Origin of the sequence: Klebsiella ornithinolytica NBRC 105727 = ATCC 31898 (assembly GCF_001598295.1) — a bacterium.
GTDB classification, from domain to species: Bacteria; Pseudomonadota; Gammaproteobacteria; order Enterobacterales; family Enterobacteriaceae; genus Klebsiella; species Klebsiella ornithinolytica.
The window spans coordinates 306,697-329,138 of record NZ_BCYR01000004.1; the positions used below are offsets into that span (position 1 = coordinate 306,697).

At 45.5% G+C, this 22,442-nt stretch carries 19 protein-coding genes, 1 tRNA gene and 3 pseudogenes; 11 read left to right on the forward strand and 12 right to left on the reverse strand.

Annotated elements, in window-relative coordinates; all coding sequences use genetic code 11:
• Positions 1 to 146: 146 nt before the first annotated feature.
• The 6 genes from ROR01S_RS11265 to ahr all read right to left on the reverse strand — a co-directional run bounded on the left by ROR01S_RS11265 (position 147) and on the right by ahr (position 6,290).
• Complete coding sequence (locus ROR01S_RS11265) at positions 147 to 1,457, reverse strand: ABC transporter substrate-binding protein (protein WP_064359476.1); 1,311 nt, start codon at positions 1,455 to 1,457, stop codon at positions 147 to 149.
• Positions 1,450 to 2,523 (reverse strand): ABC transporter ATP-binding protein, encoded by a 1,074-nt coding sequence (locus ROR01S_RS11270; RefSeq protein WP_048022985.1) that lies wholly within the window; start codon positions 2,521 to 2,523, stop codon positions 1,450 to 1,452. Before ROR01S_RS11270 ends, ROR01S_RS11265 begins: the two co-directional genes overlap by 8 nt.
• A gap of 5 nt (positions 2,524 to 2,528) precedes the next feature.
• Entirely contained in the window at positions 2,529 to 3,353 is an 825-nt protein-coding gene (gene gpdQ / locus ROR01S_RS11275; protein WP_064359477.1) for a glycerophosphodiester phosphodiesterase GpdQ, read from the reverse strand.
• 10 nt (positions 3,354 to 3,363) lie between these two features.
• Entirely contained in the window at positions 3,364 to 4,251 is an 888-nt protein-coding gene (locus ROR01S_RS11280; protein WP_064359478.1) for a carbohydrate ABC transporter permease, read from the reverse strand.
• The gene (locus tag ROR01S_RS11285; protein WP_064357604.1) at positions 4,241 to 5,113 is read right to left on the reverse strand and encodes a carbohydrate ABC transporter permease; all 873 of its coding nucleotides are present in this window, start codon (positions 5,111 to 5,113) and stop codon (positions 4,241 to 4,243) included. The genes ROR01S_RS11280 and ROR01S_RS11285 overlap by 11 nt, the downstream gene beginning before the upstream one ends.
• Before the next feature lie 157 nt (positions 5,114 to 5,270).
• Entirely contained in the window at positions 5,271 to 6,290 is a 1,020-nt protein-coding gene (gene ahr / locus ROR01S_RS11290; RefSeq protein WP_015585286.1) for an NADPH-dependent aldehyde reductase Ahr, read from the reverse strand.
• A 290-nt stretch (positions 6,291 to 6,580) separates the two neighbouring features.
• On the opposite strand from ahr, the gene ROR01S_RS11295 reads away from it, so the two are divergent.
• The 8 genes and pseudogenes from ROR01S_RS11295 (at position 6,581) to ROR01S_RS27055 (ending at position 14,922) form a co-directional block, all read left to right on the forward strand.
• Positions 6,581 to 6,665: transfer RNA gene (locus tag ROR01S_RS11295), tRNA-Leu, on the forward strand.
• A gap of 199 nt (positions 6,666 to 6,864) precedes the next feature.
• Positions 6,865 to 7,340 (forward strand): annotated as a pseudogene (locus tag ROR01S_RS26810) (integrase arm-type DNA-binding domain-containing protein); the annotation flags it as partial.
• An 881-nt stretch (positions 7,341 to 8,221) separates the two neighbouring features.
• Positions 8,222 to 8,806, forward strand: coding sequence for a fimbrial protein (locus ROR01S_RS11300; RefSeq protein ID WP_064359479.1), 585 nt, complete (start codon positions 8,222 to 8,224; stop codon positions 8,804 to 8,806).
• 64 nt (positions 8,807 to 8,870) lie between these two features.
• Positions 8,871 to 9,563 carry a fimbrial biogenesis chaperone gene (locus ROR01S_RS11305; protein WP_064359480.1) on the forward strand — a complete coding sequence of 231 codons (693 nt, stop codon included), beginning with the start codon at positions 8,871 to 8,873 and terminating at the stop codon, positions 9,561 to 9,563.
• 420 nt (positions 9,564 to 9,983) lie between these two features.
• On the forward strand, positions 9,984 to 12,464 hold the full coding sequence (locus tag ROR01S_RS11315; RefSeq protein WP_073972292.1) for a fimbria/pilus outer membrane usher protein: 2,481 nt from the start codon (positions 9,984 to 9,986) through the stop codon (positions 12,462 to 12,464).
• Positions 12,430 to 13,149: a fimbrial biogenesis chaperone gene (locus tag ROR01S_RS11320; protein WP_081213139.1), complete on the forward strand. Its 720-nt coding sequence runs from the start codon at positions 12,430 to 12,432 to the stop codon at positions 13,147 to 13,149. Before ROR01S_RS11315 ends, ROR01S_RS11320 begins: the two co-directional genes overlap by 35 nt.
• A gap of 4 nt (positions 13,150 to 13,153) precedes the next feature.
• Positions 13,154 to 13,657, forward strand: coding sequence for a fimbrial protein (locus tag ROR01S_RS11325; protein ID WP_064359484.1), 504 nt, complete (start codon positions 13,154 to 13,156; stop codon positions 13,655 to 13,657).
• 41 nt (positions 13,658 to 13,698) lie between these two features.
• The gene (locus tag ROR01S_RS27055) at positions 13,699 to 14,922 is read left to right on the forward strand and encodes a hypothetical protein (RefSeq protein WP_155728884.1); all 1,224 of its coding nucleotides are present in this window, start codon (positions 13,699 to 13,701) and stop codon (positions 14,920 to 14,922) included.
• Between the two features lie 303 nt (positions 14,923 to 15,225).
• Here the strand turns inward: ROR01S_RS27055 and ROR01S_RS26090 are convergent, their stop codons facing one another.
• A complete protein-coding gene (locus ROR01S_RS26090; RefSeq protein WP_073972294.1) occupies positions 15,226 to 16,029 on the reverse strand; it encodes an AraC family transcriptional regulator in 804 nt (267 codons plus the stop codon).
• Positions 16,030 to 16,552: 523 nt separating this feature from the next.
• On the opposite strand from ROR01S_RS26090, the pseudogene ROR01S_RS11335 reads away from it, so the two are divergent.
• A pseudogene (locus tag ROR01S_RS11335) lies at positions 16,553 to 17,654 on the forward strand (IS3 family transposase).
• Positions 17,655 to 17,859: 205 nt separating this feature from the next.
• Here ROR01S_RS11335 and ROR01S_RS26095 read toward each other — a convergent pair.
• From ROR01S_RS26095 to ROR01S_RS26105, 3 genes and pseudogenes are all read right to left on the reverse strand, one after another.
• Entirely contained in the window at positions 17,860 to 18,720 is an 861-nt protein-coding gene (locus ROR01S_RS26095) for a helix-turn-helix transcriptional regulator (RefSeq protein ID WP_073972295.1), read from the reverse strand.
• A gap of 862 nt (positions 18,721 to 19,582) precedes the next feature.
• A pseudogene (locus ROR01S_RS26100) lies at positions 19,583 to 19,810 on the reverse strand (phosphorothioated DNA-binding restriction endonuclease family protein); the annotation flags it as partial.
• A gap of 88 nt (positions 19,811 to 19,898) precedes the next feature.
• On the reverse strand, positions 19,899 to 20,405 hold the full coding sequence (locus tag ROR01S_RS26105) for an SH3 domain-containing protein (protein WP_073972296.1): 507 nt from the start codon (positions 20,403 to 20,405) through the stop codon (positions 19,899 to 19,901).
• Positions 20,406 to 20,649: 244 nt separating this feature from the next.
• Here ROR01S_RS26105 and ROR01S_RS11345 point away from each other — a divergent pair, with 244 nt between their 5' ends.
• Both ROR01S_RS11345 and ROR01S_RS11350 read left to right on the forward strand, forming a co-directional pair.
• Positions 20,650 to 20,856: a hypothetical protein gene (locus tag ROR01S_RS11345; RefSeq protein WP_064359487.1), complete on the forward strand. Its 207-nt coding sequence runs from the start codon at positions 20,650 to 20,652 to the stop codon at positions 20,854 to 20,856.
• The gene (locus ROR01S_RS11350) at positions 20,853 to 21,461 is read left to right on the forward strand and encodes a toll/interleukin-1 receptor domain-containing protein (RefSeq protein ID WP_064359488.1); all 609 of its coding nucleotides are present in this window, start codon (positions 20,853 to 20,855) and stop codon (positions 21,459 to 21,461) included. The genes ROR01S_RS11345 and ROR01S_RS11350 overlap by 4 nt, the downstream gene beginning before the upstream one ends.
• A gap of 396 nt (positions 21,462 to 21,857) precedes the next feature.
• Here the strand turns inward: ROR01S_RS11350 and ROR01S_RS27825 are convergent, their stop codons facing one another.
• Positions 21,858 to 21,929 (reverse strand): hypothetical protein, encoded by a 72-nt coding sequence (locus ROR01S_RS27825; RefSeq protein WP_501161680.1) that lies wholly within the window; start codon positions 21,927 to 21,929, stop codon positions 21,858 to 21,860.
• A complete protein-coding gene (locus tag ROR01S_RS11355) occupies positions 21,902 to 22,246 on the reverse strand; it encodes a SymE family type I addiction module toxin (RefSeq protein WP_501161681.1) in 345 nt (114 codons plus the stop codon). The genes ROR01S_RS27825 and ROR01S_RS11355 overlap by 28 nt, the downstream gene beginning before the upstream one ends.
• Between the last annotated feature and the right edge of the window lie 196 nt (positions 22,247 to 22,442).

Here is a 22,442-nt window from a genome sequence, read left to right on the forward strand (position 1 = left end):
AGCGTCGCGCCAGCGGGAGGTTACGGTACGGCGCTGGTCAGTAACTCCGGTAAGCGTCACGCCAGCGGGAGGTTACGATACGGCGCTGGTCAGTAGCCCCGGTAAGCAGCGCGCCACCGGGGAGAGGCGCCGGAGCGACAAGGGGCTTACTTCACCTCAGCGAGGGCGGTTTTGTCGACGTACGGCTTCATCAGGGTATCGGCCTCTTTCTGCGCCGCCTGCACCGCCGCTTCCGGCGTCACTTTGGCATCGTTAACCACCGCCGCCAGCTGGTTCTCCATCGCTTTACGCACGGCGACGGTCTCCCAGGTGGAGTACCACGGATGGGCGTACTTCAGCTGCTCCAGAGCAATCGCCGCGCGCGGATCCTGCTGCAGATAGGCCTTCATCTCCGGCGTATCGTACGAGGCTTTGCGCGGCGAGAAGTAGCCGGTGAAGCGGCTCCACGCGCCGTTGACCTGCGGGCTCACCAGATAAGTCAGGAACTGATAGGCCGCTTTCTTCTGCGCGTCATTGATACCTTTAAAGCTCACCAGGCTGGCGCCGCCGATCGGTACCGCACGCTGCTCTTTCGCCGGCAGCATCGCCACCCCGAGCTCAAAATCTTTGCTGTTCTCGCGCATAAAGCCCAGCGCGCCGGTGCTGAGCATCGCCATCCCGACCTTGCCGGAGAAGAAGCTGGCGCTGATCTGCTTCGAGTTGAGCACGCCGGAGGGCATCACTTTGTCTTTGTAGATCAGATCCTGCCAGAAGCGCAGCGCCCCGATGGTGGTCGGCGTGTTGTAGTAGACCTCGCCCGGATAGTCTTCGTTAAAGTATTTTCCGCCGTTGGCGCGTACCAGCGCCGAGAAGATCCAGCCGCCGTAGTCATCGTTGGTCGACGGCAGCATGATCCCCCATTGGCCTTTGCTCTCGTCGGTCAGCTTTTTGGCATCCGCCAGCAGCTCGGCCCAGGTCTGCGGCGGCTGTGCGATCCCGGCTCGATCGAACATCGTTTTGTTGTAGTAGAGGATCGGCGTCGAGTTATGGAACGGAATAGCGTAGGTGGTGCCCATCACCTGGGCGTTCTTATGCATTGCCGGCCAGAACTCCTTGACCAGGAAGTCCCCCGCTTTTTGATCGCCATACTGGAACAGATCGTCCATCGGCAGAATCTCATCCTTCAGCGCCAGATCGGTGGTGAAGTTGGCGGACATGATCACCAATGCCGGCGGCTGTCCGGCCTTCTGCGCCGATTCCGCTTTGATCTTGGTGGTGTCGTAGTTGCCGGTGAAGATCCCGCGCACTTCGACATCCTGCTGTGAATCGTTAAAGGCTTTGATGACGCGGGTCATCTCCATGGTCAGCTTGCCGTCTACCGGCGCCGGGAACATGAAATCGATCTTCTCTTTTGCCAGCGCCGCGCCGCTCAGCGCGAGGCTTAACCCAACCGCGAGAGCCGTCAGAGGTTTAAGCATGGTCAATCTCCTGGAGTAAATTGTGCTGTTGCTCAGCATGAAAAAGATGAATATCGGCAGGCGAGAAGCCGAGGATCAGCGTGTCGCCTTTCTCCGGCACCGCGCCGCGATGGCGGCGGCTAAAGCGCAGGGTGCCGATGGGGGTGCTGACGTGAAGCAGATAATCGGCTCCCATCAGTTCTCGTTGCAGGACGGTGGCACAGAGGCGCAGATGCCCCTCCTCCACGCGATCGCTGATATGTTCCGGACGAATGCCGAACCAGACCCGGGACTCGTCACGGTAGCGCGGCGGCAGCGGATGGCGCAGGTCGCCGAGCTGCACCTCGCCGTCGGCGCAGGGCAGCGACAGCAGATTCATCGCCGGTGAGCCGATAAACCCGGCAACGAACAGGTTGGCCGGATGGGCGTAGAGATACTCCGGCCGCCCGACCTGCTGGACGTGGCCGCCGTTCATCACCACGATGCGATCGGCCATCGACATCGCCTCGGTCTGATCGTGGGTGACGTAGACGGTGCTGGTTTTTAGCTGCTGGTGGAGATCCATGATGCTGTCGCGTACTTCGCTGCGCAGACGCGCGTCGAGGTTGGAGAGCGGTTCGTCCATCAGGAACAGGCGCGGGTTGCGCACGATGGCGCGGGCCATCGCTACCCGCTGGCGCTGGCCGCCGGAGAGCTTCGCCGGCTTGCGGTCCAGCAGCGTTTCCAGCTGTAGCATCTGCGCCACTTTATCGACCCGCGGCTGCCAGCTGGCCTTATCTTCTTTCCGCACCTTCATGCCGAAGGTGATGTTGTCCTGCACCGACAGGTGCGGGAACAGGGCGTAGTTCTGGAAGATCATCGCGAAGTTGCGCTCGCGCGGCGACAGGGCGGTGATGTTCTGGTCGTGCAGCCAGATCTCGCCTTCGCTCACCGGCTCCAGCCCGGCCAGCAGGCGCAGCAGGGTGCTTTTGCCGCAGCCGGAGGGGCCGACCAGCACCACGAATTCGCCTTCGTGAATATCGAGGGAGAGGGCGTCGAGGGCCGGTTTACCGTCGAAACGCTTACTGATGTTTTGCAAACTAAGCATGAGAATTAACGCTCTTCCGTTGGGCAACTGATGTTTTCGTCATACAGCCACGGCCCGGCGTGGTGGGTCAGCGGGTGCTGGTAGCTGACCCACTGCTCGCCGACCTGGCGGTGCATCAGGCACGACGCCGGCGACAGGTCGTAGTACGGGCGACGGTCTTCGTGGAAATAGGGCACCTGATGGACCGTTCCCGGGATGGTGGAGATGATCGCCTGGCGATACTGGGTCAGGGTCAGACTATGGTTATGACCGCAGAAGATGCGCGTCAGGGAAGGGAAGCGCTCCACCAGCGCCAGCAGACGATGGCCGTTTTCGCAGGCGATGGGGTCCATCTGGGCATTGCCCAGCGGCAGCGGCGGGTGGTGCATAAACACCGTCGCCGGCTTATCGCCGCCGTCGAACAGCTGGGCCTCCAGCCATTTGATGGTTTCGTCGGTCAGCCAGCCGCTGGAGGTGCCGGCGCGGCTGGAGTCGATAAACAGCAGGCGGGTGGCGAAGTCGTCCACCGCGTAATGCATGTTCTGCGGGTCGCTGCCGAGCTGCGGGCACAGCGGATGCAGGTATTCGAGAAACAGGGCTTTATCGTCGTGATTGCCGGGGATCAGATACAGCGGATAGTTCAGGCTGCCGAGGATCTGGCGGGCAACCTCGTACTCCTGCGGGCGGCCGCAGTTGACGATATCGCCGCTGACCACCACCGCGTCCGGGCGCTCCGCCAGGGCGTTGAGCTGGGAGACCACGTCGGCATTGGCGGCGTTGACGTCGATAAAGCCGTACAGCTTCTGCCCGCGGCTGCGGAAATGGGTATCGGAAATCTGGGCTAACAGCATAGATAACTCCTTATTTGATCCCGGAGAAGCCGAAGCTTCGCAGGAACTGTTTCTGGAAAAGGATGAACGCCAGCATCAGCGGCAGGCAGACCATCAGCGTCCCGGCGCCGATGGTGCCCCACTGGCCGCCGGATTCGGCGCCCATGGCGAAGGAGACCAGCCCCACGGTCAGCACCTGCTTATCGGGATCGTTGAGCATCATTAGCGGCCACAGATACTCGTTCCAGTGGTAGGTAATGCTGACGGTGGCGAAGGCCAGCACCGACGGCCAGGACATCGGCAGCAGCACGCGGAACAGCACCTGCCACCAGCGGCAGCCCTCCATCAGCGCGGCTTCTTCCAGCTCTTTGGGGATGGCGAGGAACGCCTGGCGCATCAGGAACACGCCGAACGCCGAGGTGAAGTAGGGCATCATCACCCCGGTGAGGGTGTTGAGCAGGCCGAAGGTCTTCAGAGTCAGCATGTTCGGCACCATCATCACCACCGGCATGATCATCAGCTGGACCAGGAACAGCAGGAACAGGGTCTGCTTGCCGCGGAACTGGTGGCAGGCGAAGACATAGCCGGCGGTGGTGATGGTCAACAGCTGCACGAAGAAGGTGCCGAAGGTAAAAATAAGGGTGTTGGCGTAGAGGCTTAGCCAGTCGGCGCTGGCCCAGGCGTCGCGGAAGTTATCCAGCGTCAGCGGCAGGCGCGGCAGCAGGGAGGCCATATCCTCGCCGAAGGTGGTGGTGCTGAACGCGGTAGCCAGCATCCAGATAAACGGGCTGACCCACAGCAGAGCCAGGCAGCACATCAGCACGCTGAGGGTGAACGGCTGCGAGCGACGCAGGCGCAGCCACAGCGGTAGTGAGGCGACCGGCGAACGAACAACCAGCGGCGAGGCTTCAGCGCTCATAGTGGGCTCCTTTCTCCAGCAGTTTGAGGTTAAGCAGCGAGAAGGCGAACAGCCCGGCCAGGGTCAGGAAGGTGGCGGCGGAGGCTTTGCCGAGGTCGTGGGTATCCCACGCCAGATTCTGGATGTAGTAGAGCAGCACGGTGGTGGCATTATCCGGCCCGCCGCGGGTCATCACCGCCACGTGGTCAATCTGGGTGATGGAGTAGATCAGCGCGGTGGTGATCACGAAGCTCAGGGTCGGGCGCAGCAGCGGTAGCGTCACCTTAAAGAACACCTGGCTGCGGGTGGCGCCTTCCATGATCGCCGCTTCACGCGTTGAGACCGGGATGCTCTGCAACCCGGCGAGGAAAAACAGCATGTAGTAGCCGGCGAACTTCCATACGCCGATCAACGCCAGCGCCAGCAGGGCGCTGTTGCTGCGCCCCAGCCAGTTGTTGTTCATCGGCCCGAACAGCTTCGCCAGATAGTGGTCGAGCAGGCCGAGCCCGGGCATAAAGATAAACAGCCACAGCGCGGCGGCGCTGACCATCGGGATAATCATCGGGAAGAAAAAGGCGGTGCGCAGCCAGCGGTTAACGCGGTGGTTTTCGCTCAGCGCGACGGCCAGCAGCAGGGCCAGCGTCACGCCGGGGACCACGGTCAGCAGGATATAGAGCAGGTTGTTGAGCAGCGACTGCCAGAAGACGTTATCGGCGAACAGGCGGACGAAGTTATCCAACCCGACGAACGGCGCGTTGTCGCTGGCCATGCGGGTATCGAACAGGCTGTCGTACACCGAACGGCCCAGCGGGAACCAGGTAAACAGCAGTAAAAACAGCAGGGAGGGCGACAGTATCAGCCAGGGGAGCCAGGTTTTTCTCATGGTGGCAGACGTCTCGTTCAGGCGTTTATGGAAGCCCGGATTGTGAGAACGAATGACTGCAAGGGGATGGCGGGGAGATGACCGTTTAATGAACCTTCAGCGGGCGCCGGCTGAGGGAACAGGCCGGGCAGACGCGCCGCCCGGCGGATAAGGGGGTTTAGAAGTCGGCTTTCAGCACCACGCGATAGCGGGCTTTACCCTCGCGCACGTGTTTCAGCGCCTCGTTGATCTGCGACATCGGGAACAGCTCGGTAGTCGGGGCCACTTTGCTGCGTCCGGCAAACTTCATCAGCTTGCGCAGCTCGGACGGGTTACCGGTAGCTGAACCGGAGATGCTGCGGTCGCCGCCAATCAGGGTAAAGGCGGGAACCTGTAGCGGCTTCATCACCGCGCCGACGGTATGGAAGTTGCCGCCGTACGCCAGCGCTTCGAAGTACGGCTGCCATTCGAGATCCACCGCCACGGTGTTGATGATCAGATCGAACTGGCCGGCCAGCGCTTTTAGGGCTTCAGGATCGCGGCTGTTCACCACCCGATCGGCGCCCATCGCCAGCACTTCCTGCTCTTTCGCCGGACTGGAGCTGAAGGCAGTCACTTCGGCGCCCATGGCGCGCAGCAGCTTAATGGCGATATGGCCGAGGCCGCCGATACCAATGACGCCCACGCGGCTGGTGGCGGTGACGTGGTGCATCAGCAGCGGTTTAAAGACGGTGATCCCGCCGCACAGCATCGGGCCGGCGGATTCGATATCGATACTCTCCGGCAGCGGGATCACCCATTGCCAGTCGGCGCGCAGCTTATCGGCAAAGCCGCCGCGGTTGATGATGGTTGGCACCGAGCCTTCGAGGCAGTTGATCTGGTTGCCGCTGATGCAGGCATCGCAGTGCCCGCAGCTGCGGGCCGTCCAGCCGATGCCCACCTTCTGGCCGACTTTCAGTCCTTTATCCTGCGCCGCGCTGCCCAGCGCCGCCACGCGGCCAATCACCTCATGGCCGGCAACCAGCGGATAGCTCGACATGCCCCATTCGTTGTCGATCATCGACAGGTCGGAGTGGCAGATGCCGCAGTATTCAACCTGTACTTCGACATCCTGCGGCAGGAGTTCGCCCGCGTCGTACTCCCACAGCGACAGATCGGCGCCCGCTTCTTTGGCGGCGTAGCTTTTAATTGTGCTCATCACGATTTCCTTGGTTTGGCGTAGATAAACAGAAAGTGTAGAGCATGGGGCGGGGCGACGCTTGGCAGAAGGAGGCAGGCAGACGGGGCAATCGAAGAAGGAAGGGGAAGGGGAAGGGGAGGTCGAGCGGGGTAAGCTTGCCGGGCAGGCGAAGGGGAAAATGTGACCTGAGACGCTCCTGAGCAGGCCGGGCGCTGTTTTTTTCGACACTTAGCGTGGCGGAGACACGCTGCTGCTTGCATGGCGGCCATCGACAGGTATAATCCACAACGTTTCCGTATCCCTTCAGTGCCGAAGTGGCGAAATCGGTAGACGCAGTTGATTCAAAATCAACCGTAGAAATACGTGCCGGTTCGAGTCCGGCCTTCGGCACCAAAAGATACAATCAAGTCGCTCAAGAGCGGCTTTTTTTGTGTCTGAAATTCAGTAATCGCAAGGTTTTCTGCGCTTTTCCTTTCAACAGAAGTCAATCTGAGTCAACCCATATCAAGCCGTTTGTAAATGCAGAACCGAGCACATAGGCTGGGTCGATAATGATCGTATACTCGCAGCGGTACAGGAAAGGAGAACTTTTATGGCTCTGACGGATATCAAAGCGTTCTGTAAAACCGCTGGAAAAGGAGTATACCCATGTCGATGGGGATGGCATGTTTTTGCTGGTTCACCCTAACGGCTCAAAATACTGGCGGTTCCTTTTTCGCTTTGGTGGTAAGCAGCACCTAATGGCGCGAGGGGTATATCCTGAAACATCGTTAACCGACGATCGTAAGAAACGAGGTGAAGCCTGGAGGCAAGTTGTAGCCAGTATTAATTCTCGTGAGTATAAACGTGCTGTAAAAAGGAACTATTATTTCTGAATCTGTTGCCAGATATTGACATGCTTCTAACAAGAAATGGTTGGAAGACCATAGCATAGCCGGCGGGAGCTCAATAGTCTGGAGAGACCACCTCTTCCCTGCCGTAGGCAAACGGAGTATTGAGCGTTTAAGCTCGCAGGATCTTATTGTTCCCGTTAAATTCTCTGAGGCTGTAGGATGCTTTGAAGTGGCTTTACATATTTAGCTGCATATTAGTACAATTATTCGTGAATTCAAAGCGGTTTGAGCGATTATAACCATCGCACAGAAGATGGTGTAAGCATATCTATTTTATCTCCCTATACTTTTCAGGTCTCCAGTTGCTCGGCCATCAGTCAGTATTCTTCCAGAGGCAGGTTTCTCATGGATTCGTGAGGGCACTACTATTGTATTTTGTCAGTCAGTTTTCCATTATTTTTCGGGATTTATGCAGCTTCCTTAGAAGCTATAAAACAGAAGTTTCGGCCCGGGATGTCCAGTTAAATCACTCGATAAAGGCAGTCTATGTCGGCTTGCCTGGTTTGATAAGTTTCATCAACTCACCATATTCTTCGGCCTACAGTACTATCGATAGTAAGAACGGTTCAGATTTATCATTAACAATGAAGACCGCTTTCATAAAAAAGGAGTAAATAAATAGTTATCATTCTCTACCTATAAAATAGCAAGTGAATATTAATTGTAATTAATAGTGCGTGGTAAGTTTTCGTTGTATAAGGGAATGTTGGATTATTTATGCTAATTATGGCCTGATAGTACTAGTATTTACAATCTTCTGTAATTGTATTGTCATTTGCATGCGTTGCATTCATGGTTGATTTTATAAAAATAGCGTTCGGTAAATGTAATATACATTTTAAAGATGTGATTTACATGCGATAATTTCGCCGCGTAAAAAAACTATAAAAAAATATAAAGCAATAATGCCTGTTTTTTTGTTTGTTAGTGTCGGTTTTGCTATTTATTTATCTCCTTTTTTGCGTGGTGTTGTTTATTATTTTTGGCGAATGCGGGGGATGACCGCGTTCTAAGTTAAGTTATTTTCTAACTCTAAGCTGAAAGGATTTTTTTGTTATGAAAATTAAAACTCTTCATGCAGCATTTATTGCTCTGGGTATGGGGGTTTCGTCGTCAGTATTTGCTGCGGCGGATGTGACTGCATCAGATGCGAGCGTAGCTACCGTTGATTTCAGTGGCTCCGTGACGTCAAACACTTGCCAGTTAGATACTTCAAGCGTGCAGCAGACGGTCAATATGGGTGAGGTCAAAGTGGCTTCACTGCAAAATGGTGGCATGGGGCCTCGTCAGAATTTCAGCATCAATTTAGTTGACTGTGATGATCAAACTCAAGGTTTCCAAGTGACATTTGAAGACAATAATGGGTCAGACTCATCACGAAACTACCTTACTAATACTTCTCAGGGTAATGGCCTTGAGGCAACTGGTGTTGGCGTGATGATAGCGCATATCAATAACGGAACAGACCTAACTTTAGGTCAACCAGCAGATATGGAAGCTTCTGTTGATGCGGGCAATAATAATGCCGCTTGGCCACAGCAAGTCATTAGTTTCGATGCATACCTGAAAGGGATCGAGAACCAAACTCCAACGGCTGGTTATGTTAATGCATCCGCTTCTGTATCTATCACGACTTATTAATTAATATCTATTCAATAGCAGTCACCACGGTAAAATGTGGTGACTGTAAGGATATAGAACATATATGAAAGTGTTGTTATATTATATCTTATTTTTTTGCATGTTTATAAATGCATGCTATGCAACCGCGCAAAAAAAAATTTCTACATTTGGCATTTCTGAATCGCGGATAATCATGCATGGAGAGAAGGGAGGTTATACGCTTGATAACTCAGGGAGTGAGAAATCTTGGCTTGTTCAGACTTGGGTAGAGAATTTCGATAAAGAAAAAACTGAGGCTATATTATCTCAGCCATTTGTCCTGCGCATGAACAAAAAATCGACATTTAGGGTGGGTTTAAGAAAGAATGAAGCGTTACCTGATGACAGAGAGAGTGTGTTCTGGGCTGTAGCCCATTCTGTACCGGAAAAAGATAAAAACCTACCAGAGAATAGACTCAATCTTGCATATAGATTTAAGTCTGTTCTTATTTATCGACCGGAAAAGTTGAAAGGCATGGAGTTTGATTTTGCTGCTGTTTCTTGGAAGAGACATAATTCAAATGAGATTGAAGTTTTTAATAATACTCCTTTCTCTATATCATTCGTAAACGTTTCTGTTAATGGAAAATCAGTAGGTTTTCATGATAATATTAAGTTTCTTAGGCCTTATGAAAAGCAATTATTAAAAGTTAGCGCGAATTTAGGCGATAAAATAAATTTTGGATACAGAAATGACTATGGGTATGTCAAAAATGTATCGGCAGTTGTTATGTAGTTATCTGTTATTAGTGCTCCCCTGTGACGTATATGGCGGTGAAATCTCTGTATCTCCTCCTGAAGTTATTATAGACCGGTCTGTTCGTAATAAAGAGTTTATAGAAATAGTCAATCACAGCGGGGATGAGTATATCTATCGGGCTGGGATAGTGTCCGGGGGTAGCCCCAGCTCTATTATTGGGAATATATCAACGAATAGATATATTGTTTATCCCCCCGTAGGGATAGTTAAGTCTGAAGGTAAAGTTCAACTTGGTGTAATCGCACTTAGCGGCGCTCAGGAAACTGAGGATTATATATATATTCATTTTGCACCCAAGAAAAAAAACTCATTTAGCTTATATGAAATCCCTATAAACCTGACGATGCAGATAAAAGTGAAGGGGAGGTGGTTGCATTAATAATTATGAGGGTAGCTATGAAGAAATTGTATATGTCGATACCTTTTGTTTTTTCTCCGTGTGTGCTTGCATCCTCGGAATTTGATTTAAGTTTAATTCAGCTTAATGGTGAGCGTGAGGATATAGATCTATCCGTATTTAATAATCCGGAAGGGGGGATTGCAGGGATCCGAGAAGTATCTATTTATGTGAACGATACTTTTTTTGGCAGAAGAGAATTAAATTTTAAAAATGATGAAAGTGGTGCGCTTAAGCCAGAAGTGAATCGTCGCCTTCTGCTTGAAATGGAAGTCATGATTGAACCCAATAATAATACTCTCCCATATTTTGATGCTAGCAATCAAAAAGAAGAGTGGGCGGAGGAATTCTTCAACATAGAAAAAGTTATTCCGCACAGCCATACAAAATTGGTTGAAGGGGAAGGTCGGCTAGATATATCTATACCTCAGGCCTATTTCAAAACTTCAAAGTATAAAGTATCGCCGGACCTTTGGGATGATGGCGTTCCAGCTTTATTACTTGATTACAACATCACCGGAAACCGTAATAAATATTCATCTGAGGGACGTTCTACATCGAGTCTATTTTCAAATTTTACCTCTGGCGCGAATTTGGCAGGCTGGCGCTGGCGCGGGTTAGGAACGTATAACTATATAAATAATGGTCGTTATGAGTCATCCACCTTTGATTTTAGTCGGAATTATCTCGAAAAAGATATACGTCAATTTAATTCCACATTCCTCGCCGGCAGAATATCTACAGTATCAAGTGTACTGGATAATGTGATGTTTGAAGGTGTACAGCTTAAGAATAACAAAGAAATGTTGAAAAGTGGGCTTTACACCTATGCCCCAGTAATAAGAGGCGTAGCTAACAGTAACGCCGAGGTTGAATTAAATCAAAATGGTAGGGTTGTATATAAGACAAACGTGCCTCCAGGGCCGTTTGAGTTGGATGAACTTAATATTCCTATTTATGGTGGGGATATTTTGGTAACGATAAAGGAAGCTAGTGGTGAAATACGTAGTTTCATTCAAACGTACTCTACTCTTGCTGAGATGCTTCGTCCTGGTATATATGATTACAATCTGTCTATGGGTAAAACTCAATATGGGGATTTTTATAATAATAGTCAATTTATTCAGGGGGATTATGCCTTTGGTATTGATAACGGGATAACTCTTTATACCGCGGGCCTTTTTGCCGAAAATTACTATGCTGGTGCAATCGGCAGTACTTATTCATTCGGGGCGTGGGGGGCTGCATCTGCAGATATTACTTTTTCACGATCGCATAAAAATAATGAGGGATCAACTGGGCAGTCATACAATTTACGTTATTCTAAAAGTGCTATTTCCTCAGGTACAACAGTAACACTAGCATCATATCGGTATGCTACTCGCGATTTCTATTCTTTTGAAGAACATTTGCTAAGAAATAATCAGTATAGGGATCATCAGAAGACAAAAGCCAGATGGAGCCTGTTACTTAGTCAATCACTATTTGAGATGGGGCATCTCAATTTTAACGGGAGTCGGATAGAATACTGGAATAATACGAACTCAGACGCTCTTAGTTTGTCTCATACGTATAACTGGGGAAAAATACACTTCAGTACCAGTTATTCTATTGATTATTATGATGACTTACGTACGAAAAAGAACCGGCAATTTAACTTTGGTATTTCTGTTCCTTTTAGTTTTTTTGATAAAAAAGACACATCTGGTACATATTTTCGGTATGGATATATGGATTCCGGTGTTAATTCTTCACATTATGTGACGGTATACGGACAACTGAATGACAAGATTGATTACTCTACACAGCATAACTGGAACAATATTGGCTACTCTTATGGATCGGCCTCATTAAACTATAATGGTAATAGTGCGAAAATAAATGGCAGTTACACGAGGGAGAATGGCTATAGCACAAGTTCAATCGGCATGTCTGGTTCTGCAGTAATGCATGAAAAAGGAATTACACTTTCACCTGATACTATCACGAATGGCGCCATTCTGGTTAATATCGATGGAGTAGAAAATGCGTCGTTATATGGCGCTGGGGGCAAGGCAACAGACTGGTTCGGGAATGCTGTATATAGTGGTGTCAGTTTTTACAACCGGAACACTGTGAAAATCGATGCTTTGAAATTGCCGGACAATGTGGTTCTTCCAGAGAATGAGAAAAATGTTTACCCTTCTAGAGGCTCGATTGCGTTAGTACGGTTTGATGCACTTATAGGTAGACAGGGAGTCTTTGGGCTGATGAAAAGTGATGGCAATCAAGTACCATTTGGGGCAGTAGTAGCGCTGAAAGGAGCCAAAGTTCCATCCACAGGTATTGTCGGCGATGGCGGTAAGGTATATCTGGCTGGAATACCGGATAAAGGTACTCTTGAAGTGTCATGGGGAGGGAGTAATACCTGCACGGTGATGTTTGATTTATCTGGAGAACCTCAGGATGCTTTATCTGAAAAAAATTATCTGTGTAGTTAATACAGGTTTATTTGTCATGCTGCTGTGTTTCTCTTTAGCATATGCTTCATCACAGAAAGTGCCATCAATTAATGCACAGAGATTAATTCTGAATAGTAAAAAAGGTTCATTATTGATACACAATGGCGGAGACCTACCTTGGTTATTTCAGTCCTTGGTGGAAATGAATGCCATGGATAATATAGACAGGAAAGGAAATAAAAAAATTATCAAAAGCATGATCTTTCCTGAAGTAGCTCGGCTTCATGGGAATTCAGAATTTAAACTCTCAGTATCTATACCTGACGATGCTTCCATTGAATTAGAGAGTCTTTATTGGTTAACTGTCAGGTTTATACCTGCCAAATATCTCACGGAGAATGTATTGACATTTCCGGTTGCTTACAGAGTAAAAGTATTTTATCGGCCACCATTGTTGGCGAACCAGGTACCAGATCCATGTTCATTAAAATGGGAAAGTGATGGCGATATTATCCGCGTAACTAATAATACCCAATTCCATTTCTCTCTTAGCAGATTGAATTTTGAACATGATTCATTCTATCTCCCAACTGAGACAGTTCTGATGCCTAAAAGTAATCATGAGTTTAAAAAACTAGTCAATGTAGGTCAACTGATTAGTTTTAATTATATGGCTGATGAAGGTAAGATAGAAACAAAGGAAATCAATTGTGTGAGTATGTGAATTTATGATTCGTTCAATTCAATCTATGTCTTTGTTGTTTCTGCTAGCACCATTTTCCATTGAGGCTGGCGATAATGTTGAATATTCATCAAGTATAAACTTTGATGTTGAGGTATCACTGACATGCACATTATCTACCTATACCAGCCAAGTAGACTTCGGTGAAATACACAAAAAAGAGTTGTCCGCGTCAGGCTTAACCAGAGATGTCAGCATGATATTCAGTGGGTGTAACGCAGAAAATGCTGATGTTAGTTTCTCCGGGGAGAATATATCGGACGATGGCAGCTTTTTGAAAAACAGAGCTGGTGATGGACAGGCATCTGGAGTAAAAATCACTTTTCAACAGGATGGTAGTCCTGTGAATCTTCATCAGCAAATAACGCAAAACTCACCTCGGGAGGGGGATGCGTTTAAACTTAGCGCCATATTAGAACCAATGGACGGGGAGAAAATCCGAAGCGGGCTTATTAGCACAAGTCTGGATATCGTTGTAGCGTATCGATAATAAGATAATTGCTATTGTGAAATTTTATTTTTGGAAAAGATATGAAACTAAACAGGAATAAGATTTTTTGGGGTTGTATTTTAAACCTCTTGGTCCCAGCTGCTAGTTTGGCAGCAAACCTGACAATCAGTGCTGGCAGTGTTGATTTAACAGGCCAGTCTCCAGGTTCATGGGTAAAAGCATATACTTCAAATTATGTTATAACAGGAACTGTCCCTCGTACATATGACTCTTGCCCATCCGATATTTTGTTATGCACCACGGCAACAGGAACACTTACGAATATAAATGCGTACGGAACCGGTGGGTACGTCTATATGACAATCGATAAAACTCCGGTAACACGAACTATAGCTAACGGGGCAACTGTTATTTTTGACTTCACAATGGATAATATGGCTGTCTATTACGGCATGCAGAGATATGGAGATAACTACGTGGCTCTGGCTTCAAGGTTTAACAGGAGTACTATATCTACTTTTACATCTGGCCGTCTTGGTGATTCTACAACGTTCTTCTGGGAGGGGCACTGGAATACGGCTACGACTTCTTGGGGACATACATTAAGTGGGTGTAGTACATATTACTGGTCATGTCTGAATGGCATCGCATATGCCGGACTAGCCACATCTGCTGCTAAGGTTGAATCTTCTGGTTCTGGAGATATAAATATTTATGTACAAGTACCACAGAACCTAAGTGCAGGAATCCATTCATTCCGTAATTTGTCTTTGGGATATCTATCATTGATTTACTATCCTGACGGTACTAGCGGGCGTTCGTATAGAGGAACCACAAGGTATCTTTATGCGGATGTGACTATTACTGTACCACAACGTTGCTCGGTAACTTTTCCTGTTTCTGCATCCTTTAATCAGATTAAAGGAACTGAACCGCCCAGCTCGACACCACTTGAAACGAAGGTTTTAACCTTTGTTTCAACATGCAACAATTTGGGGACAGCAACAGTTGATGCAACTCTGACTATTAGCCCAGAGGAGTTGCACAGTTCATATTCCGCTGCAGTATTTCCTGGAAGTTCTTCATCACTTGGAATTACAGCATCATTGACACAAAATCTTAATTGTTATGAAACCAATAATGAGATTTTTTCAACGGGTAGTTTATTGGTGTCACATGATAAAAACAACCTATCTACCTCACGAGATGTTTATTTTGGACTCTGTAAGTTTGGTTTAATAACAAGCCCGGGGAAATATGAGACATCTCTGAATGCAATAGTCAGATATAATGTGACAAATTGACTTTTATTTAATTACAAAGTTCTGTTTTAGTACGGCGTGAGATATCTTGTTGTATTTATAAATGGTAGCCTATATCCCATAGTGCCATAAAGATAATGTTTGATGGTTGTTGCGGTTTATCGCTCTAATTAATTAGAGCGATTGTCAGAAAGTCGATTTGTACTTTTTTAAAGTGTTGACGTTAGGGGGAGGGCGCCTAACGTTATTAAGTACGATTTCAATAAACCCATATGTGAGCGAAGATATGCTCATGCCCGAAGGTTAATAAAAGATGTTACTTGTTTTTATCTCTCCGCTGTTCTTTTATCTTATTAGATGGTTTTTTGTTTTATTCCAGCAATGATTTGTTTTTATCTCTACATGGAATTGTTTTGGTGTTATACCATAGTAGTCTTTAAATGTTTTTATAAAATATGATGTACTTGTGTACCCAGTTAAACTGGCAATCATGCCTATTTGATGATCGCCTTGTAATATATATTTTACCGCTTTATTCATTCTTACATCCAATAGTAGTTGATTGAAGCTTATTGATTCTTGCTCAAGTTTTTTTCTCACTGAAATTTCAGATATATTCAACTCATCAGCGATATCAGATATTTTCCATTTTTTTGTTAAATCAGAAAAAAGTAGCTGTGTTATTTTCTCAGAAAATCTTATTGTAACTGAACCATTTAATGATACAGCTAGCTTGAATATATTTTCGCATTTTGAAACTAAATAAGATAACTTGCATCTTCTAGAGAAGTTATCACAACCCCTACCTTTTAGTCTGTGAAAAAACTCTACAGCAATATCGCAAGGTTTAATTTTAAATACTTTATCTTTTAATGTTCTTTTCTGGGTGTAGGCTTCAGGTGGCACGATCACAATAGGTTCTAGAATATCTCTTAAAATAGAAAGGCTATCATTGTCAAGGTCATAAATTTCATAGGGACGCCCTGGCCCTGTCTTTACTATTTCAATGTCAAAAAAGATATTTTTCTCTAAAATGACAATCGTATTGTGTGGGATATGTAGTTTATCATGTGAGTTATTTATTTTTACTTCACAATTTACTGTGAAGAGGATAATGTAGTTATATAAATGTATGTTTTTAAGTTTCATGTGACGTGTATCCTAATAAAAATTATTATTCATACTTGTTTGTTATTATCTTTAAGATATGTCAGTGTTGATTCTTGTTTTTTTAATTAGTACGGCAGTGTAAAAGTAAATATTATTTTCATCATTATCCTGAGAATAGTGCTATAAAGGTAGCACTGTTTTTGTGTTGCGTTTGATATTTAAATGACATGTGCAGGGGATTATATTCTCTCTTGGGATGCTTTTTTAACAAAAAAGGCACTTTGTAGCCAAAAGATAGTCCTGTGATTACTTGTGATATTTTCTTATCATTTGTGCGGGGGAGGTTAAGATTTCTATGTAAATGTAATATTGTAAGAATATCGCCAACAAAAATTACAAACCAAGAAATCTTATAGTATATGATCTTCAGTTCCGTCCCCTAAACAGTGTCAGTCTAAACTGAAGTGCCCGGTCTTTCTGACTGACCCTGACCCAAGATCCTGCTCCATTCAGAAACCGAATTCCGGCATGATGAATACTTCCCTGAGCGGAGGTTGTGCCGATGAAAAAGTCACGATTCACCGAAGAGCAGATTGTCTTTGCCCTGAAACAGGCCGAACTGGGTACGAGCGTGCCTGAAGTCTGCCGTAAGCTAGGCATCTCCGATGCCACGTTTTACACCTGGCGAAAAAAATACGGCGGGATTTCCCCTTCTGAGCTGAAGCACATGCGTCAGCTTGAGGAAGAGAATCTCAGGCTGAAGAAGCTGGTTGCCGATCTCAACCTCGACAAGGCCATGCTGCAGGATGTGCTGGCAAAAAAGAACTGACGCTGGCACGCCTGAGCGAATGGGTCCTGGACCTGCAGGCACGTTACGGGGCCAGCGAGAGGCAGGTCTGTTTTGCGTTGCAGGTCAGCCGCAGCTCTTTCCGCTACCGTTCTGTGGCGGCAGACGACAGTGCGCTACACCTGCGTATCAGGGAGATCACTGAAACCCGGATCCACTATGGTTATCGCAGAGTTCATGTCATGCTCAGGCGGGAGGGTTGGCGGGATAACCATAAACGCATTTATCGACTCTACAGCGAGTATGGTCTGTCGCTGCGTCTCAAACGTCCACGTCGTAATAAATCAGCACAGCGGCGACAACCCCAGCCTCAGGGGCTGTATCCGAACCATTTCTGGGGCGTGGACTTTGTCTCCGATGCTCTGTTTGACGGAAGGCGATTGCGTCTGCTGACGGTAATCGATTTTTTCACACGTGAATACTTGGGGATCTGCGTGGGTCAGAATCTGCGCTCAACGGAAGTTGCGGAGATGCTGAACAGTATTGCACTCAGATGTCCCTTACCACAGTTGCTGATAACGGCTCTGAATTTGCAGGAAAAATGCTGGACAAGTGTGTGTATGAGCGAGGGATCCGTATAGACTTCTCACGACCGGGAACACCAACGGACAATGCCACAGTGGAGTCGTTCAACGGCAGGTTGCGGCAGGAGTGCCTGAACGAAAACGGGTTCATATCGCTGGAGGATGCACGGTGCAAAATTGAGGCCTGGCGCATAAACTATAACCAGAGGTGTCCCCATTCTGCACTGGGCTGGATGACCCCGTCCGAATTTGCTGAAAAGTCTGCCGGCTGCCAGAACACGCAACCAACATGAAGCCGGTTATTCCTGATTATGACTGGAGCATATTCGGGTCAGGGTCAAAAAGATAAAGATCTCTGATTTAGCACTGTACTGAATTTGGAACAGGGTCAAAATAACTGTGTCTCGAAAAGTATATGGAGCTAAAAAGTTGAGTTTTCAAATGGATGGGAACAATTATTCTGGTTATAAAGTCAATATCTATAGCTAAATTTAGATGCTATATCGGCATCAGTCTCTTTACCTCGAAAATTAGTTCGTCGGCGCTACTACCCTTTTTTGTTGCTAAACGAAACTCCTCTATTTCATAACCATTAACCCTAAGGAAGCTTGAATTAACCAATAACCTTTGATTAAAGTTTATGTATTCATTCCATGTCCCTTTGAAATTTACAGTTAAGTATTTTTTATGGTGGATGCTCATGGTGTTATCCATATTAGATGCCATTTTAGATCCAATGAATGTTCTTACTCCAACTGTTAGTTTATTATTATTTTGTAAATCAATGTCAGATGCAATATAGACTGCTTCATGATTCTGCAATAATTTAGCTATGTTTTTATGCCTAATAGAGTGTACTTTTTCATTTTTACTACCAATAACATAGTCTTCGCGTTGATATTTAGCTACATTTAAACTAAATTCACGTATGTGTTCTATTTTGAATTCAATGTTTTTATATTTATGTGTGTGAGGAGGATATAGTTTTGATGTGTCGATAAATGTTCTTTTCCTGTATTTCAGTGGAGAGCAACCGAATTGAGATGAAAATAATCTATTAAATGATTGCTGTGAATTAAAGCTAAGATCTAGTGATATTTCAAAAATACTCCTTGCAGTAAATCTCACCAATAAGGCTGCCAATGTCATTCGCCTGTTCCTAATATATTTACCCGGTGTGACTCCCACTTCTTTTTTGAATGTGTTGTGTATGTGTCTATGACTATAACCTGATTTTTTTACAAGTGTATCAGTTTTTATAACTTTGCCTTCACATAAGCATCTTTCAATCCACATAACTATATCGAGTACTACTTTTTGTGTGTGGTTCATGTTTTTTTGTTCACGTTTAGTTATCATTAAAATAACCCGTAACTCATGATTTATGATGTGGATTATAGCAGTGTTTTGAAGTGTTGTAATATATTTACATATGAAAAATTGTTTTTATTGGTGAGTGCTTTATATATAAAAAAGACAAATTGTGGGTTATCGTAATGTAATATTGGTTCATGGGTGATTGTAATTAATTATATAAAGGATCAGGTTAATGCTTCTGTGTGTGAATATATAATGTCAAATAAGCAATCGTGTATATTCTTCTTTTGGGTATGGGTAATATTATTTCTAGTTAGCGCCATTATGTGAATGTATCCTCAATTGGCGGAATTTGACTCACGTTTTCTTTTCAATTGTTAAATGATTCTACAGATCTTCTGGTATCAACTCATATTTAATGTGTTAATTAAGTTGATTAATCATTATGTAAGCTCATTCATGATGCGTATTGGCCGCGTGAAAAAGATAAGAATGTTGATTTGGAATAATGTTGGTGTGCGTGGAATAAAAACATAATATGAATGATGCTCATTTGTAATTTGTAATTTGTAATTTGTATAAGATTTTACTGCTGATTATCGTGGTCTATAGAGATTGCAACGATTAATTTTGAGTGTAAATGATGTTATATGGTCGCAACGAAATACACTGTGCTTTCTCGTTAAATTAATAATTATTGGGTGTTTTAAAAAATCAAGTTTAGGTGATAGAAATAACAATGCATGTACAGTTTAGATTATTTGTCAAGAATGAATGTTTTCAATGTGAACAGCCTTTGGTTTGTCTGATGGGTTTGTATAATAGTTATCGATTCTCATTTTATGATGTCTGCATTGATATTTGTAAAGCCAATTTTATGTTGTTCTTTACCCTGCAGTTAACAGAAGGGTATATCAGGTTGGTATTGAGCTCGCTGTGGGCCAAAGCGTTCCAGTAAGCTATGTAGCTGATCGCGAACTTCTGAGGCGTAATCGAACATCCGTGAATGTCCGCGCTGATACTGGGCCAGTACGTGGAGTAGCAACAGCGGCTTATGAGGCGCGCGTTGTTCCCCTTTACGCCAGATAGTGATGTCGGCAATTGCTTGTTGTAGAGTTTTACTGGAAGGCATTGCGTTACGTCATCTGCTAAATAATTGCGATGATGCTCGCAAAACACAACCCGATCAAGTTGATGGGCCTGCGAGAAGCGCCTTTTATCTAAACGCCATAACGTTTATTTCCGCCAGAAGTAATGCAGTAACGTCCTCCCCGAGGCCCTATGCATACTGTGCCTGAAGAGCAGGAGCACGATGAACCATAGTTTTGTGGGGCTGAGTGTTGCCGGGAGGGGGTTGTTCGATGTTCCGTTCGTAATTTTTCGGGGGAAGGTGGCGTGACTTTTTTGACATAACAATTGGTTGATTCACATAAATAAGATGATGATACCCAACGCTCTTTTTCATTGGCGGTACTTATTCTGCTCCAGTCATTTTGTTGCTCATATACTTTGACCTGAGCCCCTCTTTGTAACGATTCCAAAGGTGAACCATTAGGCGTAGAACGCACTTTTAGCGTATTAGCATTAACATAGACAATCTTCGCTTGTTCATACATGCCTGATTCTTGGGCAGGTTTAGCTGCAGGATAGCTGGGTGCTTTATTACCCTTAGAAAAAAACCATACAAGTAATACAATAACAATGAATCCGATGCTTTTGTTCTTCATCTTTTATTCACACACATGTTTATTTTTATATAAATTATATAATATTTTAATGAGTTGTGAATGTGCGTTTTATCATAAATCAGGATTTTAATTGATGTTAGATTGTCTGGCACCGCAATAGGCCTCCTTTTCTCTATTTCAGCTCCGCGATTCCACCTCTTTAATCAACTGGAAATGCTTGATTTAATTTATATTGGTTGTATATTGGATTGTTATTTATTGCTTAAAATGCTAAGGGAGATAAATGATGGAGAAAAATTATCTATATATGTTTGAGTGTGACTATGCATCTCGTACGCGCGAAAAAAAATTTCTGAAGGATATTTTAAATAATTTTGATAAAGATTATGCGACAATGGTAGGTGTTGTTGTAAATAACAATCCATACTGTTTAGCATTTCATATTGCAGTTAATTTACAAAAAGATCCTATTTTTTTGAGCTATGGTTGAAAGATAATTATCCAGGAAAACTGAAAAGATATAATATTTTCACAAAAGATATCCCTCAGTATAATGTTCAAACTTTTATTAATGCCGACATGGTCGATTTTGCTATAACACCTGAAGGCGGTGGTCATTTATTTCTTTGGCCTGAGCGTGAATTGTTTGAAAAGCAACACCCACAATATAAAAATATTAATGAAAAGAAATCCAAGGTATTTATTAGTCATTCATCAAAAGATAAACTTAATATTGTCAATCCATTAAATGCTTATTTACAGGCTAATGATATAGCAACATGGCTAGATAGTTATGAAATTGATTATGGAGATAATATTTTTATCAAGGTTAATGAAGGGATTGAAGAGTCAGCTGTGGGCTTGTTTGTCCTGACTGATAATTTTTTTAATAGTGAAAGTGGTTGGCCCTTAGCTGAATTCTCCACCTTTTTCACGGATCTGATGAAGTCAAACAAAAAAGTGCTTATGTTGGATGCAGGTGTGTCACCTAAAAATATGTTAGCAATGATGAAAGCTTACCGCTATATTTCCTGGAATAATGGTGCAAGTCTACCGGAGATTGCTAACGCTATTAATAAGATAATAAAACAATGAGGTTCTGAAGTTACTAACTGTAATGTTATATTTTGGAATGAGGCAAGTATTTTGTGCAGCTAAAATATTTGTCTCTAAAAATATCATAATTTTTTATATGTGTTTTGATGGTGGATAGGATATTCTAGTCTATTGAATAGACTTAGAATTACGCGGCTTTTATACAAGGATGTTACTATTATGGAAGTTAATCAGTGCTGCCATTGTTGCGACCATGGGGATTATATCATTACATATAGCTGTAACATTGTTACCTTCGGATTTGTGTTTTCCAGTTTTCTATCCGTAAGCTTTGGTATTGTGCCTTCAACTCATTTCTAGCCAAGAAAATTGTGAATAATAGCAAGATACTCCAATATAGGTGAACCGCTCCTGACGCATCAGGAGCGATATTTATTAGCTTCGTACACGTTTCCCCGCAATCACCCCGATAAACTCTCTTACCTGTTTCTGCTTCCTTGCCGACAGCTTCTCAACCCGACGCATCGCTGCTTCCAGCTCCGTTCCGGCTCTACTGCCGTCAGCACGATACAGCCTGCCATTGCCCGTACTTCCACCTTTGTACCCGTCGCGAACCCCGCGGCTTCCAGCCACTGACCCTTCATCGTTAACGCCGGAATAGGGCGGTAATCCGGAAAACGGCTCGCATAGCTCACGGTAAGCTGGCGCTTATTTTTCACTGGCGCTTCTGCATCGAATGAATCTGCAATACAATCGACTTCAGTCATAATTGCTATTCCGTATAAATAGTGATTGTGATGAGCGATGCGGATGTGTTGGCGCATATCCGCATCGCGCTAAATAACACCTGTAAATTTAACCAGTGAAAAAGACAAAGTCCAGCGGATGATAAAACTTAATAGACGCGTTCTGGCTTGCTTTAAGAACCAGAGAATAATATTTGACGTGGATATTTACGCTGCGAAAGCAAAGCACCTGGATAGGCTTATTTCTGTGTGGCAATGAAAGGACTTAACCGCG

Bases quoted from the DNA above. Each gene is read 5' to 3' on its own strand.
- ROR01S_RS11265 (WP_064359476.1), bottom strand. From the start codon at position 1,457: ATGCTTAAACCTCTGACGGCTCTCGCGGTTGGGTTAAGCCTCGCGCTG.
- ROR01S_RS11270 (WP_048022985.1), bottom strand. From the start codon at position 2,523: ATGCTTAGTTTGCAAAACATCAGTAAGCGTTTCGACGGTAAACCGGCC.
- gpdQ (WP_064359477.1), bottom strand. From the start codon at position 3,353: ATGCTGTTAGCCCAGATTTCCGATACCCATTTCCGCAGCCGCGGGCAG.
- ROR01S_RS11280 (WP_064359478.1), bottom strand. From the start codon at position 4,251: ATGAGCGCTGAAGCCTCGCCGCTGGTTGTTCGTTCGCCGGTCGCCTCA.
- ROR01S_RS11285 (WP_064357604.1), bottom strand. From the start codon at position 5,113: ATGAGAAAAACCTGGCTCCCCTGGCTGATACTGTCGCCCTCCCTGCTG.
- ahr (WP_015585286.1), bottom strand. From the start codon at position 6,290: ATGAGCACAATTAAAAGCTACGCCGCCAAAGAAGCGGGCGCCGATCTG.
- ROR01S_RS11300 (WP_064359479.1), top strand. From the start codon at position 8,222: ATGAAAATTAAAACTCTTCATGCAGCATTTATTGCTCTGGGTATGGGG.
- ROR01S_RS11305 (WP_064359480.1), top strand. From the start codon at position 8,871: ATGAAAGTGTTGTTATATTATATCTTATTTTTTTGCATGTTTATAAAT.
- ROR01S_RS11315 (WP_073972292.1), top strand. From the start codon at position 9,984: ATGAAGAAATTGTATATGTCGATACCTTTTGTTTTTTCTCCGTGTGTG.
- ROR01S_RS11320 (WP_081213139.1), top strand. From the start codon at position 12,430: ATGCTTTATCTGAAAAAAATTATCTGTGTAGTTAATACAGGTTTATTT.
- ROR01S_RS11325 (WP_064359484.1), top strand. From the start codon at position 13,154: ATGATTCGTTCAATTCAATCTATGTCTTTGTTGTTTCTGCTAGCACCA.
- ROR01S_RS27055 (WP_155728884.1), top strand. From the start codon at position 13,699: ATGAAACTAAACAGGAATAAGATTTTTTGGGGTTGTATTTTAAACCTC.
- ROR01S_RS26090 (WP_073972294.1), bottom strand. From the start codon at position 16,029: ATGAAACTTAAAAACATACATTTATATAACTACATTATCCTCTTCACA.
- ROR01S_RS26095 (WP_073972295.1), bottom strand. From the start codon at position 18,720: ATGATAACTAAACGTGAACAAAAAAACATGAACCACACACAAAAAGTA.
- ROR01S_RS26105 (WP_073972296.1), bottom strand. From the start codon at position 20,405: ATGAAGAACAAAAGCATCGGATTCATTGTTATTGTATTACTTGTATGG.
- ROR01S_RS11345 (WP_064359487.1), top strand. From the start codon at position 20,650: ATGATGGAGAAAAATTATCTATATATGTTTGAGTGTGACTATGCATCT.
- ROR01S_RS11355 (WP_501161681.1), bottom strand. From the start codon at position 22,246: ATGCGCCAACACATCCGCATCGCTCATCACAATCACTATTTATACGGA.